The 15,502-nt window shown below is 37.5% G+C and carries 19 protein-coding genes; 13 read left to right on the top strand and 6 right to left on the bottom strand.

What is annotated here, in order from left to right:
- Window positions 1-131 precede the first annotated feature (131 nt).
- The 7 genes from ABXZ36_RS02330 to ABXZ36_RS02360 all read left to right on the top strand — a co-directional run bounded on the left by ABXZ36_RS02330 (window position 132) and on the right by ABXZ36_RS02360 (window position 5,758).
- A complete protein-coding gene (locus ABXZ36_RS02330; RefSeq protein WP_354613853.1) occupies window positions 132-2,081 on the top strand; it encodes a S9 family peptidase in 1,950 nt (649 codons plus the stop codon).
- A gap of 106 nt (window positions 2,082-2,187) precedes the next feature.
- Complete coding sequence (locus ABXZ36_RS02335; protein ID WP_354613854.1) at window positions 2,188-2,664, top strand: nucleoside deaminase; 477 nt, start codon at window positions 2,188-2,190, stop codon at window positions 2,662-2,664.
- Between the two features lie 16 nt (window positions 2,665-2,680).
- Window positions 2,681-3,307 carry a CatA-like O-acetyltransferase gene (locus ABXZ36_RS02340; RefSeq protein ID WP_354613855.1) on the top strand — a complete coding sequence of 209 codons (627 nt, stop codon included), beginning with the start codon at window positions 2,681-2,683 and terminating at the stop codon, window positions 3,305-3,307.
- A 110-nt stretch (window positions 3,308-3,417) separates the two neighbouring features.
- Window positions 3,418-3,609 carry a cold-shock protein gene (locus ABXZ36_RS02345; protein ID WP_354613856.1) on the top strand — a complete coding sequence of 64 codons (192 nt, stop codon included), beginning with the start codon at window positions 3,418-3,420 and terminating at the stop codon, window positions 3,607-3,609.
- Between the two features lie 82 nt (window positions 3,610-3,691).
- Window positions 3,692-4,138 carry a DUF4174 domain-containing protein gene (locus ABXZ36_RS02350; protein WP_354613857.1) on the top strand — a complete coding sequence of 149 codons (447 nt, stop codon included), beginning with the start codon at window positions 3,692-3,694 and terminating at the stop codon, window positions 4,136-4,138.
- A 127-nt stretch (window positions 4,139-4,265) separates the two neighbouring features.
- Window positions 4,266-4,874, top strand: a complete 609-nt coding sequence (locus ABXZ36_RS02355) for a YkgJ family cysteine cluster protein (RefSeq protein ID WP_354613858.1) — start codon at window positions 4,266-4,268, stop codon at window positions 4,872-4,874.
- A 140-nt stretch (window positions 4,875-5,014) separates the two neighbouring features.
- Window positions 5,015-5,758: a LytR/AlgR family response regulator transcription factor gene (locus tag ABXZ36_RS02360; RefSeq protein WP_354613859.1), complete on the top strand. Its 744-nt coding sequence runs from the start codon at window positions 5,015-5,017 to the stop codon at window positions 5,756-5,758.
- Here ABXZ36_RS02360 and ABXZ36_RS02365 read toward each other — a convergent pair.
- Complete coding sequence (locus ABXZ36_RS02365) at window positions 5,755-7,719, bottom strand: sensor histidine kinase (protein WP_354613860.1); 1,965 nt, start codon at window positions 7,717-7,719, stop codon at window positions 5,755-5,757. The genes ABXZ36_RS02360 and ABXZ36_RS02365 overlap by 4 nt on opposite strands.
- A gap of 203 nt (window positions 7,720-7,922) precedes the next feature.
- On the opposite strand from ABXZ36_RS02365, the gene ABXZ36_RS02370 reads away from it, so the two are divergent.
- From ABXZ36_RS02370 to ABXZ36_RS02385, 4 genes are all read left to right on the top strand, one after another.
- On the top strand, window positions 7,923-8,459 hold the full coding sequence (locus ABXZ36_RS02370) for an ester cyclase (protein WP_354613861.1): 537 nt from the start codon (window positions 7,923-7,925) through the stop codon (window positions 8,457-8,459).
- A 62-nt stretch (window positions 8,460-8,521) separates the two neighbouring features.
- The gene (locus ABXZ36_RS02375; RefSeq protein WP_354613862.1) at window positions 8,522-9,442 is read left to right on the top strand and encodes an ester cyclase; all 921 of its coding nucleotides are present in this window, start codon (window positions 8,522-8,524) and stop codon (window positions 9,440-9,442) included.
- A 176-nt stretch (window positions 9,443-9,618) separates the two neighbouring features.
- Window positions 9,619-10,656 (top strand): methyltransferase, encoded by a 1,038-nt coding sequence (locus ABXZ36_RS02380; protein WP_354613863.1) that lies wholly within the window; start codon window positions 9,619-9,621, stop codon window positions 10,654-10,656.
- A gap of 26 nt (window positions 10,657-10,682) precedes the next feature.
- Window positions 10,683-11,447, top strand: a complete 765-nt coding sequence (locus tag ABXZ36_RS02385) for a hypothetical protein (RefSeq protein WP_354613864.1) — start codon at window positions 10,683-10,685, stop codon at window positions 11,445-11,447.
- Between the two features lie 84 nt (window positions 11,448-11,531).
- On the opposite strand, the gene ABXZ36_RS02390 is transcribed toward ABXZ36_RS02385, so the two are convergent.
- From ABXZ36_RS02390 to ABXZ36_RS02410, 5 genes are read right to left on the bottom strand one after another with little or no spacing between them, the layout of a single operon-like run.
- Window positions 11,532-11,813: a TIGR03643 family protein gene (locus tag ABXZ36_RS02390; RefSeq protein WP_354613865.1), complete on the bottom strand. Its 282-nt coding sequence runs from the start codon at window positions 11,811-11,813 to the stop codon at window positions 11,532-11,534.
- 4 nt (window positions 11,814-11,817) lie between these two features.
- Window positions 11,818-12,243 (bottom strand): DUF2452 domain-containing protein, encoded by a 426-nt coding sequence (locus ABXZ36_RS02395; RefSeq protein WP_354613866.1) that lies wholly within the window; start codon window positions 12,241-12,243, stop codon window positions 11,818-11,820.
- Between the two features lie 32 nt (window positions 12,244-12,275).
- Window positions 12,276-12,824, bottom strand: a complete 549-nt coding sequence (locus ABXZ36_RS02400; RefSeq protein ID WP_435601967.1) for a glutathione peroxidase — start codon at window positions 12,822-12,824, stop codon at window positions 12,276-12,278.
- Window positions 12,825-12,834: 10 nt separating this feature from the next.
- Window positions 12,835-13,056: a hypothetical protein gene (locus ABXZ36_RS02405; RefSeq protein ID WP_354613867.1), complete on the bottom strand. Its 222-nt coding sequence runs from the start codon at window positions 13,054-13,056 to the stop codon at window positions 12,835-12,837.
- A gap of 30 nt (window positions 13,057-13,086) precedes the next feature.
- The gene (locus ABXZ36_RS02410) at window positions 13,087-13,251 is read right to left on the bottom strand and encodes a Lacal_2735 family protein (protein ID WP_354613868.1); all 165 of its coding nucleotides are present in this window, start codon (window positions 13,249-13,251) and stop codon (window positions 13,087-13,089) included.
- 317 nt (window positions 13,252-13,568) lie between these two features.
- On the opposite strand from ABXZ36_RS02410, the gene ABXZ36_RS02415 reads away from it, so the two are divergent.
- The gene (locus tag ABXZ36_RS02415; RefSeq protein ID WP_354613869.1) at window positions 13,569-13,958 is read left to right on the top strand and encodes a hypothetical protein; all 390 of its coding nucleotides are present in this window, start codon (window positions 13,569-13,571) and stop codon (window positions 13,956-13,958) included.
- 1 nt (window position 13,959) lies between these two features.
- The gene (locus ABXZ36_RS02420; protein WP_354613870.1) at window positions 13,960-15,501 is read left to right on the top strand and encodes a GMC oxidoreductase; all 1,542 of its coding nucleotides are present in this window, start codon (window positions 13,960-13,962) and stop codon (window positions 15,499-15,501) included.
- The last annotated feature ends 1 nt before the right edge of the window (window position 15,502 follow it).

The following is a 15,502-nucleotide window of genomic DNA, read 5'->3' on the forward strand; positions in this document are numbered from 1 at the left end:
ATGGCTATAGAAATAATATCTTATCATCGTTATATTTTATATCTTGGGTAATATTTTTTTTAAAAAAAAACACTATGATATCCAAACACCTTCTACTGCTATGCCTTAGCATGTTTTTAACCTATCCTTTAATGAGTCAAACCCACTTGGGGAAAAAACCCGTAACGATTGAGGAGCTTATGCACCTTAAATCAGTTAAAAATCCGGTACTCAGTCCGGACGGAATATGGGTGGCTTTTACGGTATCTGAAATGGATTTAAAGGAAGATTCTTGGGAGACCAGAATTTGGATGGTTCCGTCAAAAGGTGGGGAAGCCATCCCGATGACTGCAAAGGGTTATTCTGCCTCAGAACCCAAATGGAGCCCTGATAACAAATACCTCTCCTTTCTGGCCTCAAAAAAAGAGGGCGATAAAACTCAAGTTTGGACCATGAACCGTCAAGGTGGTGAAGCTGAACAGCTCACAAAAACTCTCCAAGGGGTTTCTTCTCACGAATGGTCGCCAAAAGGCAAGCAGTTGCTTTTGAGCATTAAAGATCCCAAGCCTGAGGAACTTACAAAAGACAAAGAGGATGACAAAAAACCCAAGCCCTATGTCGTGGACCGTCTACAATTTAAACAAGATTATCAAGGGTATCTGGACAGATACAGAACCCACCTGTATACAATGATCCTTGGCGATTCTATACCTAGGCAGCTAACCTCTGGGGATTTTGATGACGAAGATCCTGTTTGGAGCCCAGACGGAACTCAAATTGCCTTTACCAGCAATAGATCGGATAACCCTGATGGAAATTCGAATAACGATATCTGGATTGTAAATGCCAACAATACCAATAAAGGGAAGTCTTTAAAGCAAGTCACTACCAATTCAAATTCCGATTTTTATCCTCAGTGGAGTCCAGACGGTAAGCACATAGTGTATAGAACCGTTACTGATAAGAAGGCAATTTGGTACGCCACCCAAAAACTAGCTATTATCCCTGTGGATGGGGGACAACCGACTCTGCTAGCCGAAGGGTTAGACCGAAATATAAGTAAGCCAACCTTCTCAGACGATGGGAAGCTCATTTATTTTATTTTAGAGGAAAGCGGCACAAGTATTCTTTCTTCCATTGAACCTACAGGAAAAAATTTCAAAAGGGTGATCCAAGGGGATATTAGCATATCCGACTATGACCTAAAAGCGGACCTTATCATCCCTTTATTAGGCAAGGCAAACCAGCCGTTTGAGGTGTACAGTTTTACAAACACCTTAAAAAAAATTACCTCACTAAACGATGGGTTGTTGGATAATATAGAGAAACCTAGCATAGAAAAAATAAACTTTAAAAGTGCCGATGGTACAGAAATAGAAGGCTTTGTTGTGAAACCAATTGGTTTTGATACAACTAAAAAGTACCCTACCATTCTTTGGATACATGGAGGGCCTGTAAGCCAATATCAATTTGAATACGATGTAGAGCCTCAATTGTACGCTGCCAATGGCTACGTGACCCTCCTAATTAACCCAAGAGGTTCTTCTGGATATGGCCAAGCATTCTCAGAGGCCCTTTTTGCCGATTGGGGGAATAAGGATTACCAAGATGTTATGGCCGCAGTTGATTATGTGATAGGACAAGGGTACGCAGATCCTTCTAAATTGGGAGTAGGGGGCTGGTCTTATGGTGGAATCCTTACTAATTATGTCATCACAAAAACAGATCGATTCAAAGGGGCCGTTTCAGGAGCTAGTGAAGGCTTATACCGGGCCAATTATGGGCATGATCACTACCAGCTGACTTGGGAATTAGAGCTGGGGTTACCTTGGGAAAATGCGGAAGCTTGGGAGAAAATTTCGCCTTTCAATCAGGTTGCTAACATCACCACACCAACATTGTGGATTGGGGGAGAAAAAGATTGGAACGTGCCTATTCTAAATTCCGAACAGATGTACCAGGCCATGAAGAGATTGGGAAGGGAAACCCAATTGGTGGTTTATCCCGGAGAGCATCATGGAATCAGACGTCCAACTTTTGTAAAGGATCGTCTAGAACGTTACCTCCAATGGTTCAAAACCCATGTAAAAGAAAGCAATTAATACGTGACACATAGGGTAAATCCCATGACTTATTGTGTCCTTTGTTGTATCAATTCATGCAAAAAAAAGAAAGCCTTGGTCACTTTCTTTAAAAATAAAATATAACATGACAAAAAGAGACGAATATTTTATGCGTAGGGCAATCCATTTATCTGCTGAAGGAATGAATGCGAATGCTGGTGGACCCTTTGGAGCGGTCATTGTGAAAAATAATGAAATTGTTGCAGAAGGTTACAATAGAGTAACGTCTACAAATGACCCTACCGCCCATGCTGAAATTGTTGCCATTAGGCGTGCCTGTGAAAAGATTGGAACTGCCCAATTGGACGGTTGCACCATATATACATCATGCGAGCCCTGCCCTATGTGCTTGGGAGCTATCTATTGGGCACATCTAAAACAAGTCTTTTTTGCTTGCGACCGTGAAGATGCCGCCGCCGTACAATTCGATGACCAATTTATTTACGACGAGCTGAAAAAGGACATGGGAGACCGAGAAATAAAATTTGTGTGCCTTTTAAGAAAAGAAGGGGTGAAAGTTTTTGAGCAGTGGGCCAATAAAACCAACAAAATAGCGTACTAAATTTCGATAACAAAATATGGAAACTTATTTGGATTTGGAGACCTGGAACAGAAGAGATCATTTTCATTTTTTCAACGGATTTGAAGAACCATTTTGGGGAATTACAGTAGATATTGATTGCTCCATTGCCTATGCTAAAGCGAAAGCATCCAACGTTTCCTTCTTTTTGTGGTACCTACACAAATCGATCACGGCTGTCAACAAAATTCAAGAATTTAAATTTAGAATTGATGACCAGAATAGGGTAGTTATACATGATATAATATCTGCCTCCGCCACCATTGATAGACCAAATGGAACTTTTGGTTTTAGTTATATCAATTTTTATCAAGATTTTGGAACCTTTCAGAAAGAAGCTCAAAAGGAAATAAAAAGGGTGCAAAAAACGAGCAATTTAGTGCCCACTACAAACTCTGACGCAGTGGTCCACTATTCCTCCTTGCCTTGGTTGAAATTCACGGCATTTTCACATGCCAGAAGATTTAGCACAAAAGACAGTATTCCCAAAATATCCTTTGGAAAAATGACAGAAACCAATGACATAAAAACAATGCCCGTCTCAATTCATGTGCATCATGGCCTTGTTGACGGATTTCATATGGGTAAGTATGTAGAACTCTTTCAACAACTCATGAATAAATAATGATATTTTAAAGCGCGGAGCCTTAGCTGCTTGTCTAAAAAAATAATATTGAAAAAAGAAAACAATTAAATATTTGTATTATTTTTAATCCAACATATTTAATTTTCGTCATGAGTAAAGGCACTGTAAAATTCTTCAACGAATCCAAGGGATTTGGTTTTATCGTTGAGGAAGGTTCAAAAAAAGAACACTTCGTTCACATTTCAGGATTAATTGATGAAATCCGTGAAGGTGATGCAGTAGAATTTGAACTAAAGGAAGGTAAAAAAGGAGTGAACGCAGTAAATGTAACAGTACTATAATTTATCTGATTTCTCCACTTTTTAGTACCGTATCAGCCCGTCTTCAACGACGGGCTTTTTTTGACCAAAAAAATTAACTGTTATGATTACGAATACCAAAAAATTAACTGACCCCTACAGCAAAAGTAGCGCTATTGTGTTGTTCACATTAATGGTCATGGGATTACCCCTTCTTCAGGCACAAGAACCATCATCCTTCAAGTGGAAAAATAGGTTGTTATTGATCCTTGTGAAGACCTTATCAGAGGATGTTTATATACAACAGATGGCTGAATTAAATGCCCATAAAAAAGGATTGAATGACAGAAAACTTATGGTATATCAAATACAACCAAATAGGTACACCATTGGCTTATCGGACCATAATTGGCAGCAATCAAGACAGTTGTATGAAAGAAATAAGAAAACAAAGACCCCTTACGAAATCATTTTGGTGGGTTTGGATGGTGGCAACAAATTACGCAAGACCACATTTCTTAGTTGTCAAGAACTTTTTGACGCCATAGATGCAATGCCTATGAGAAGATGAAAAAAGCAATAAAATTCTATGATTGGTCTTGATAACCAATAATATAAGTTGTGTACTCTAAGATGTAATGCACTTAAATATTTTAAACTATGTGACATTTAATGGCGTACATTCGCCCAAAAAATAAATGACCATAGAATCTAGGGTATTAGCAGTTGAAGCATTGTACGGTCAACTTGAAAAAGAAATTTCCGAATTCCAATCCCACACCAAACTACATTGCGTCGCCGGCTGTGGAAAATGTTGTACCAAACCAGACATTGATGCGTCTCCTTTAGAGTTTCTACCGTGGGCATTCCATCTTTTTTTGACAGGGAAAGCAGAAGAAACCTTGGAGATCTTAAAGGAACGATCCTCTACCCTATGTCTTTTGTATAACCCAGTTTCACTTTTTGGCGGTAACAATGGTAGCTGTAGCCAATACAAATACCGTGGATTAATCTGTCGTCTTTTTGGTTATGGAGCCAATAGAGATAAGGTGGGGCAGTTACGCTTAGCTACTTGCAAAATAATCAAAGAAGGGCAAAAAGAAAACTACCAAAAGGCATCTGAAGAAATTACCAAAGAATTACATGTGCCCATTTTTACCGATTATTATATGAATCTCTCACAAATCGACTTTAGAATGGGGAATATTATTGTTCCTATTAATGATGCTTTAAGAATGGCTATTGAGGAGGTATTACAATATTACGCATATCGCCCATTTCCAAGTGGACTTAAAGTTACAGCATAATTGTAACGCTACTTATTTTCTACACTCTTTATAAGCGCATAAAAAACACTTCAATTATTGTCGCTATTTTACTGATTATATGTATCTTACTATACTGTTTGATGCCAAATTCCCCTATAAATTACTAAAATCTGATACCGATGGGGGAAGTTATAAAAATTCTTATTGTAGAGGATGAGATGCTGATTGCCGCTAATATCTCCCTACAACTACAAAATCTTGGTTACGAAATTGGAGGTATATTCCCTAGGGGAGAAGAAGCTTTGGCGCATTTAAAAGAACATCGTGCAGATATTGTCCTATTAGATATTCAGTTAAAAGGCACGTTAGACGGAATTGAAACCGCTGAAAAAATAAAGGAGCTTTACAATCTTGCTATCATCTTTCTAACTGCTAACACAGATGATTTACATTTTAGACGCGCAAAGAATACCCATCCACATGCCTTCATTTCCAAGCCCTTTAAAAAATTAGATTTACAACATGCTATTGAACTTACCGCTAGTAATCATTTGCAGCCTATGCGTCCCAATAATTCATTGCCAAAGGCTGCTAATTCACCAATTATGTTGGAAGACCGCATTTTTGTAAGGCATAATGATAAAATGGTAAAAATCATTATCAAGGACATACAATATATAGAGGCAGAAAGAAACTATTCAAGGATTTATTGCTGCAATAAATCCTTTTTGTTGGTCATTACATTAAAGGAAATGGATAAAAAATTGCCCCAAGAACATTTTATCCGTATTCATAGGTCGTTTGTAATCAACCTGTCACAAGTAGACGAGGTTGCTAATACACATGTGGTCATCTCAAAAAAAGCGGTGCCATTAAGCAAAACATATCGGAAAAATTTAATGGAACGCTTACAGACCATTTAGGGTTGTATCCGACTAAATTTTAAGATTGCCTTTGTGCCGTTATTGGTATGCTCATAGGTGAGTTTTCCGCCCAATTGTTGCACCAGTAAGTCTATTAATTGCTTTCCAAAACCTTTGGTTTTCTCATGTTCTTCTTTAGATTGGCCCACCCCATTATCGGCGACCTGTAACACTATTAGTCTGGTGTTTTCAAGCTGCATAAACAGCCCTATTGTTCCGTTCATGTTGTTTGGAAATGCATACTTAAAACTGTTAGTCAGCAATTCATTTACAATAAGGCCAATGGGTACAGCCGTGTCCATATCAAGACTAATATTCTGAATTTTATAATTGATGTTAATCCTTTCTTCTGCCCCAAAAGATTCTAATACGTGTGTTCCTAGATCACTAAAGTAATCACCCATATCAATGGCAGCTATATTCCTATCCTGATATAATCGTTGGTGAATCATACTCATAGAATATACCCTGTTTTGTATTTCTTGCAATGAGAAGGTCAGCTTACTGTTCTCCAAGTGGGAAGCCTGTAGCGCTAACAAACTAGAGACAATTTCTAGATTATTTTTGACCCTATGATGAACCTCCTTAATCAAATACTCCTTTTCCTTGTTTTGTTCTTGTAGCTTTTTATTTTTTTTTCTGTTCGCCTTAATCGCCATGTATCCAAATCCCAAAAACATCATAGACAAGGCAATAGTTATCACCATAAATACCTGTCGCGTATTTTGTTGCTTCAATTTGGTTTCCTGTAATTGAATCGTATTTTCCTTTTGGGCAACTTCAAACTGCGTTTGAAGTAAGGAAATTCGTTGATCAGCTTCAGCGGTAAAAATTTCCTTTTCCAATTTGTCGTACTCCTCAAAAGCGGAATATGCTTCTTGGTAATTGTGGTTGCCAGCATGTGCCTTTCCCAATGCCTCGTAAGCCTGACTTAAATAAAAAACATCCCCAAATTCGTCCGTTGCTATAGATAAACATTGTTCCAAACTTTCAATGGCCGATATATATTTACCCTGTAAATTTTGAAGTTTTCCCTGTGATAGCCATGAGCGCATCAATAAAAACTGATTATCTAGCAATTGGGAATATTTGATAGCCGAACTGGTCGCCTGCTCTCCCTTATTAAATTTCCCAAGAAAAGAATAAAGGTCTATCAACGATATATAAACATCTGCCAAATTATTATAAAATCCATATCGTTGCCCTATAACAATAGATTGCTCATAATACTTCAACGCGCTTGTATAATCCTCCAACCCTAAATAATTATTTCCTACCACATAAAGTGCAAAGCCATAATCAAGGTCCGTAATTCCCCTTTCCTTAAATAGATTAACCGAAGTGAGGCCATTTTTTAACCCTATTTTAAACTTAGATTGTTTCCAAAAAAGGTTACTTAAATCACTGTAGCCTTGGGCTTGGGCCCATTTATCGTTTAGGGCTTCCCCTAACCGCAAGGTTTCCATCGCATAATCTGCGGCTTTTCCCAAATCGCCCCTGCGTTCAAAAACATATCCAAGTTGGGTGTTTAAAAAAGGAAGGTCTTCTTTTATTACTTTGGTCTTGGCAGCTTCCAATTGCTGTTCTGCTACATTCAAATTCTCCATGCGAAGCAAGATAGCTCCCTGGGTCACTAGTAACCTTCCTTCCCATTGGGTATTCCCCAATCGCTCTGCTAGCAATATGCCTTTTTTGCTGAATTCCAACGCCGTGTTAAGGTTTCTGGTGTGCCAATAATACGCAAGATCGTTTATGACTTTTAATTTTATAGTATCGTTGGTTATAGACGAAAGACCTTCTTCTAATTCATCTAGGTAGGAAATTCCAAAATTATCAGTATCAACAAAAATTTGGTTGTAGGGAGGTTCTCTATCAAAATCGAAGATTTGACCATAGGAAATCGTATTGTTCACAAAGGACAACAACAAGGTCATTATCAATTTTAGAATAGCTCTTTCCATTGATTTATAATACTTTACAAATAAGACCCAAGGTATCTAAAGGTACAATTATTAATAACGTAAATCTTTCGATAATAAAATACCCTATTTCGGGAACAAATAAGTGGCACTCGTCCTAAGGTGGTTGTTTTTAGAGAATAAAAGTTATTCCTTAACTAGCCCAAACTATTTCCCCAATAGTTTATCCAATTAATTTTTGCCTTATGAGAGCCCTATTTTCCTTTTTTATATTCTTCTTTTTTATAGGCTATTCCTGTACCGGAATATCCATGCAAACGGAAAAGGAAAGAATACAAACTGAGCAAAATGTTATAAAAAATATTAGTATCTATATCACCACTGTTTGGAACCTTAATAATGTTGAAGCTTTGGAGGGCATAACCGGAACGGGTTTTATCCGCACTTTAAACGGCATAAAAGTGGTAGCCTCACAAAATGAATTAAAAGCACACATCAATGTTTTTATAAAGGGCTTTCCTGATCTAGAAGTTTCATTGGAAAATGTATACCTCGCTGAAGAAAACGCCTTTATCAATTGGAATTTTACAGGACTAAACTCTGGGGTTTACGGCGAGTATCCCCCTACGGATAAAAAAGTAAGAATTGGAGGTATCAGCCAAATAACATTTAATAAGGAGGGGATTTTAACCAAAGAAGACACGTATTTCAATGAGTTGAGCCTTTTGCAGCAATTAGGGTATCATTTAAACCCTCCCAATCCTAAAACCGATATGAAGTAATCCAAACCCCTTGGAGGAGAAGATTAACATGTATTTAAAATAAACCATTAAATAAATAAATCATGAAAAAACTAATCATTATTGGGATCATTGCCATCCTTTTTGTCGCATGCCAAAGCAAAGCCCCTGAACGTTATTCTACTACAGGGCCAGAAATAGACTTAGTGAAGCAAATGGTTCAGGATTATGAAGCAGGCGATTGGGAAACCTGGATCACACATTTTGCGGATACCGCAAAGATTCATCACAATACTTGGGAAAACATTTCGGCTACACCATTAGAAATAAGAGATAATTTTAAAGCCAATCTTTCTGCCCTCTCCTCCTATGAATTTGAAGATGCCCCAATTTACTATGAAAAAGTAGTAACCGATGAAGGTAAGACTTGGGTTAATTTTTGGGGAAATTGGAGAGGGGTCTTTGCTGCCAATGGAAAGGAAATTACATTTCCTGTACATCTAAGTATAAATGTGGAAGATGGGAAGGTACAAGAAGAGTTTGGTATGTATAATATGGCAGATTTTGTCATGGAAATAAACACGCTACATAACGCGTCTGCTGATGAAAAAGAAATCCAAGCCTCTATTCAAAAAGTTACGGAGGCATGGAACAAAAATGATAAATCACTTTTTACATCCGTCACAGTTAAAGACTTTGTGAGGAATGGAAATGGTATCCGTGTGGCCAATAATCAGGCTGAGTACGGAGGTTTCATGGATCTATATCATAATGCCTTCCCAGACTTTAAAGTAGCTATAAATAAAACAGTTATTACAGGAAATACAGCCTATATAGATTGGACAGTAACAGGAACCAACACAGGAGAATTTATGGGCAATCCGGCCGTGAATAAAAAAATCAAAACCAATGGCTTGAGTGTTTGGACGTTTAACCCAGAAGGTAAGGCGGTTCAAGAAAATGTTTTTTCAGATAATTTGGAAGTATACGAACAGTTGGGGTATACCATGCCAACACCCAAATAAGGAATTATAACAAACCTAACGGCTATGCTATTTTGATTTGTTTTCGGGGGGAAAAAATCAGAGAGTACGTTAGGTTTTTTAAAAAGCATTTATAAAAATGTGTGCAACGATATGATATGCCCCCATCATCGTTTAGAAAAAACATCCCCAGCATTTTAACCCTAAAAAAGTAAGCTATGGACACAAAAATAAAAACTGAAATAAGCCCTTCAAAGATTATAGAGACGGGAATGGGATTTTGGGCCTCAAAAACCCTTTTAACTGCTGTAAATCTTGGATTATTCACCCTATTAGCAAAGGGCACACTATCTGCAGAGGAAATAAAGGAACATTTAGAATTGAATGAACGAAGTATCTACGACTATTTAGATGCATTGGTAGCCCTTGGATTCTTAAAAAGAAAGGGGTTGTTAGAAACAGCCACATATACCAATACGGCAGAAACTGATTTTTATCTTGATAAAAATAAAGCAACCTACATAGGGGGTATGCTGGAGATGGGCAATAACAGATTATATCCCTTTTGGAATAATTTAGAGGATGCTTTAAAAACAGGACTTCCACAGAATGAGGTTAAAAATAGCAACATGCCCCTTTTCGAGGTCTTATATTCCAATGAACAAAGACTGCGTCAGTTTATTAGTGCTATGGGAGGATTTCAAATGGCTAATTTTACTGCTTTTGCAAAGAACTTTGATTTTTCGGATCATAAAACACTTTGTGATATCGGTGGGGCTGGTTGCGAATTATCCATACAAGTTTCTACCCTTCATCCTCATATGAAATGTATCTCCTTTGACCTTCCCAAAGTATCTGAAATCGCAAAGGAAAAATTAGAGGAAATGGACTTTTCCCCGAGAATAAATATTGTTTCCGGTAATTTTTTTAATGAAGATTTCCCAAGTGTTGATATAATCACAATGGGCAACATACTTCATGATTGGGGCACAAGGGATAAAAAATTATTGATTTCCAAAGCATACCAGGCCTTGCCAAAAGGTGGCGCTTTAGTAGTATTAGAGAACCTAATTGACGACGATAGAAATGAGAATGTTTTTGGGCTATTAATGTCTTTGAACATGCTGATTGAAACGTATGAAGGGTACGATTATACGGCCTCTAAATTTAACCGCTGGGCACATGAGGCGGGCTTTGTGCGAACCGAGGTAATGCCATTAATAGGGCCTACAAGCGCCGCTATAGCCTACAAATAAACAATAACTTTTAAATATAAAAACAAATGAAAAAACTACTCTTTACATTATTACTAATACCAGTATTAGTAATGGCACAGGGTGCAACTGAATATGCCGTAATTGAGAACGGTATGATTACAGTAAATCCTACAAAAATTAAAGAATTCGAAAAAGGTGTTGCCGCACATAACAAAATGTTTCACGCAGCTGGTACCTATGGAGCAAGAGTATATTGGATTTCTAATGGACCCAATGTTGGTAAATACATGTGGGTCATGGGACCATTAACTTGGAGTGCCATGGACGCAAGACCAGCAAAGGCAGGTCATGATGAGGATTGGAATGCGAATGTGTTGCCTTATACCATGGCAGAAGGAAATCAAACCTATTGGAGGTTTCATGCAGCCCTTTCCAACTTTCCAAAAGATTTCAATTTAAAATATTTAAAGGTTATGATGCTAGACGTGGTACCCTTTAAAATAGAGCAGTTTTTAGAGCAGTTAGATAAAATTGCCACCGTGATGAAATCTAAATATCCCACCGAGTCCTATGGCATGTATACCAATGAAATGCCTAGTGCGAAGGAAGGCGGGGATTTTGCCTATGTTGATTTTTTTGATAAAATGGGTTTTCTGGGAAGGGAAGATACTTTTCCAAAGGATTTCGAAGCTGTTCATGGTGAACATAGCTGGGAAGAATTTATAAGTGTGATGAATGAGACCACTAAGGGTACGCGAACAGAACTCTGGATATTTCGGGAAGACTTAAGCGGACTTAGCAGTAAGGTAATTGCCATGGAACGGCAATAAGTATCAAAATAATTTATCTGCTGATCAATAAATAAACACCACTGCTAGAACCCGGCTAAACCCGGGTTTTATTTTAAAAGAAAATTACCTTTTACTTATTTTATTTCCGGAAATGGCTTTTTGACGGGAACATTTGAATCTGCTTATCTCAGGGTTACGCTTCTTTAGATGCTTTTGGCTAACACCGCTATTCACCCTCTTTCTCCAACGCTTAAAACTACCTTCTTTAAGATTGGTCCGCATCAATTTTATAACTTCCTTTTCGGGAATTTCAAACTGAAATTCGATGGCTTCAAAAGGCGTTCGGTCCTCCCATGCCATTTCTATAATCCTATCTAGTTCTCTCTCATTAAATTCTGTCCTCATTCAATTATTTTACTTGTTTTAATCCTACGTTAGCCTTCTCCCACATCTGATCTGCGTTTAACCTAAAACTACCCACAAAATCAAAATTACACTCGTGAGGTGCTATCACCGATAAAAAGGGTTCTTCTTTTTTATTCCTATATAAATGATAGGTAGAACCTATTACAGGTTCAAAATTAAAACGAGCCCCATAAATAAGGTTGTTATATTCAAACTGTTCCATCATCTCATCATAGGCCGCCTTTAGTTCAACATACTTGGTGTTGATCTGATGATTGACCTTATGAATGTTCCTGTTTTTCCAGGCAACGGTATCCGTCGCAGTAATTTTAGGAGCCCCCACTCCGGTAGCGTAAGGTTTTAAAGCCGCATCATAACGTTGACTTTCCTCATCAAAAACAATCTGATCTGGTTTTTTTGTGCTACTCATATTATCTTGGTGACATGTGCCAATAGCTTATACTACTTTAAAAAATCGGTGATTTTTGAACTCAAGGGATCGATAGAAGATTCGAACATTTCTAATAATTGGCCTTTTTCATCCAACAAATATTTTTGAAAGTTCCATTTAACATTGGAACTCTTATTCCCGTTTTTATCTTTTTTTGTCAGCCACTGGTAAAGAGGATGCTGTTGATCACCTTTAACCTCTAACTTCTCTGTCATTAAAAAATTAACCCCGTAATTACGTTCACAAAAATCCTTAATCTGCTCTGCATTTCCAGGCTCTTGAGAACCAAACTGATTACAAGGACATCCTATGATGACTAATTTATCTCCAAAGGCGTCTTGTAATTTTTGTAATGGGCCATATTGTTTTGTATACCCACACTTAGAAGCTACATTTACGAAAAGCAGCTTTTTTCCCTTAAATTTATCCAAATGAATTGGATTTCCATTCAAAGCATTTATTTCAATAGTGTATATGGTCGAATCTTTTACCGGCTGATTAATATCCATAGGAATTTTATTCAATACCAATTTCTTGGCTAAAGTTTTTAAGGGATGCATGACCGTAATTTTATGCTGACAAATTACCTTTTAGGCGCTTTTCTATTTTTTGTTTGATAACGGTCAGACGCTTCATGAGATCCATGATCCCACTGTCCTTTTTTTCCTTGTAAACCTCATTGAGTCCAAGGATAAGTTCCTTAACCTCTCGAGAGGCAACAATACGGTCGTTAGTAGATTTGAATGAAGTTTTGCGTTGTTCAAACTCCAAAGCTCTATCCATTATATCCATAGAAGAATTATTTATTATTTATTTTTAATATCAATCCAATTGTTCCAATTTCTTCATAATTTCTTCAGCTTCAAAAACTTTTTCATCACTTTGCTTTCTATTTGTGGTGGAAAGGGCGTGAGCCTCCTTCATTAGTTTTTGATATTTTTCCTGAAGAACTTCTTTTTCTGATTTCTTTTTGAACAATCCGAACATAGCAATTTATGTATTAATTTTTGGAGTACACACTTTCTTAAGTTGATATTAACATGTAAGTGGTGAATTTACAAAATGTTTATATATATTTTGTTTTTGTTAAACAAAATAACATACATTTAACCTTTTTTACCTCCCTGATATTCGGTAGAGTCAGTTTCCGGATTTCTACGACCTTGAAGATATTCATGTTTTTGAGAATATTTTTTATATTTAGTGTGATTTGGTTCCGTTTTCGTCACCCTCCTAAAATCTTTTTTAAAAATTGCTTGGGCTTCTGGGATATTCGTAACTTTTCCTCATAAAAATCAACCAAGATGAAAAGACGTAATTTCTTTTTACTTTCCTTGGCCGGAGTAGCAACTGTGGCCATTCCTTCCTACTATATTTGGAATAACAGAAATTTAAGGAAAAATCTTCTTTATGAGCCAAGAATTCTGACTTCTATTTTAGAAACTTCAGATATTGTTACTATAGGAAGAATCTACAGCGAGCAGTTCCCCAAGATTAAGCTGAAAAAAAAATTACAAAATTTTCTTATTGAAAACAAAGACAGGGAAAATAGGGATCTAGAAATTATTTTGGAGGCGACCGTTAAAAAAGACTTCCAAACTGGGAATACAGTTGTTCTGGACGGTTGGATCCTCTCAGAAACAGAGGCTATACAATGTGCCCTTTTTTCAACTTCAGAATTAAATCAATCCTAAAATGCATATAGACTCAAGAGACCTGGAGGCCAATACTGTCATAGAAGGTGACATATGTATCATTGGAGCTGGTGCTGCCGGCGTAAGCATAGCGCTAGATTGGATTAATTCTCCGTTTAAGGTAATCCTCTTAGAGGGTGGTGGGTTTGAATATGAAGATGAAATACAAGATTCTTATGCAGGGGAAACTTCTGGCCAAAAATATTATCCTTTAAAATCTAGCAGATTACATTATTTTGGAGGAACAACAGGACATTGGGCGGGCATGTGCTCACCATTTGATGACATAGATTTTATGGAACGTGATTGGGTGCCAAACAGCGGTTGGCCTATTACCAAAAAAGACTTAGATCCATACTACAAAAAAGCACATGAAACCTTACAACTAGGCCCTTACAATTACGATTTTGAGTATTGGCAAAGGGTTATTCCAAATCTGAACCCACTCCCTTTGGACAAAAATGTGGTTTGGAACAAAATGTGGCAATATAGCTTGGCTCGTTTTGGAAAACTCTATAAAGATACCATTACAGATGCCTCAAATATACATCTCTATACCTATGCGAATGTCACCGAAATAAATGCCAATCTCAATGGGAATCATATTGGGAAAGCAACACTTAAAAATCTTGCGGGTAAGACCCATACTGTGAGAGCCAAATATTTTATAATGGCTTGTGGAGCCATTCAAAATGCTCGACTTTTATTAGCATCTAAGTCCATTGTCCAAAATGGGTTGGGAAATGATAACGACCTTGTGGGACGTTATTTTATGGAGCATTTGGAAGTGCCGTCTGCCGAACTTTGGCTGTCAAAGCCCTTTCCAACAGATCTCTATTCATGGACATTTGGAAAAACTAAAGCTAGTGCAGAATTGGCCATTTCTGAAAAAATGCAGCAAGAACACCGTATTTTGAATGGTACTGCTTCCTTGGTTCCATTAACTATTGGCAGGCTTCAAAAATCTAGACTGGATACTTGGGCAGATGAAGATCCTAAAAAAGCCATGAAGAGTATGTTGCAAGATTGGGAATTGGCCGCGGAAAAGGCTAAAAAAGAGAATAAAGGTGCCATTTCCAAAGCATATCAATTGAATACTAGAATAGAACAGGCACCAAACCCCAATTCCCGAGTGACCCTGGGCTCAGAACTAGATGCGCTAGGGGTACCTAGAGCTAACCTTCATTGGGAACTTACGAGCTTGGACAAAAGAAGTATCCGTAAAATATATGAACTAATCGGTCAACAAATGGGAATATGCAATTTGGGCAGAGTACGTCTTTTAGAGTTTCTTCAAGATCCTAATGACAATTCTTTCCCAGAGACAGTTAATGGAGGATGGCATCATATGGGCACCACAAGAATGGCTAATGATCCAAAGCAAGGCGTAGTGGACGCCAACTGCAAGGTGCATAGGATATCTAATCTTTATGTGGCCGGGTCTGGCTGTTATACCACCTCTGGCGCACCTAATCCAACCCTGACATTAGTAGCCCTTTCCCTTCGTTTATCCGATCATTTAAAAAACAAAATAAAAGACTAAA

The sequence above is a fragment of the Sediminicola arcticus genome (assembly GCF_040566695.1).
GTDB lineage: Bacteria > Bacteroidota > Bacteroidia > Flavobacteriales > Flavobacteriaceae > Sediminicola > Sediminicola arcticus.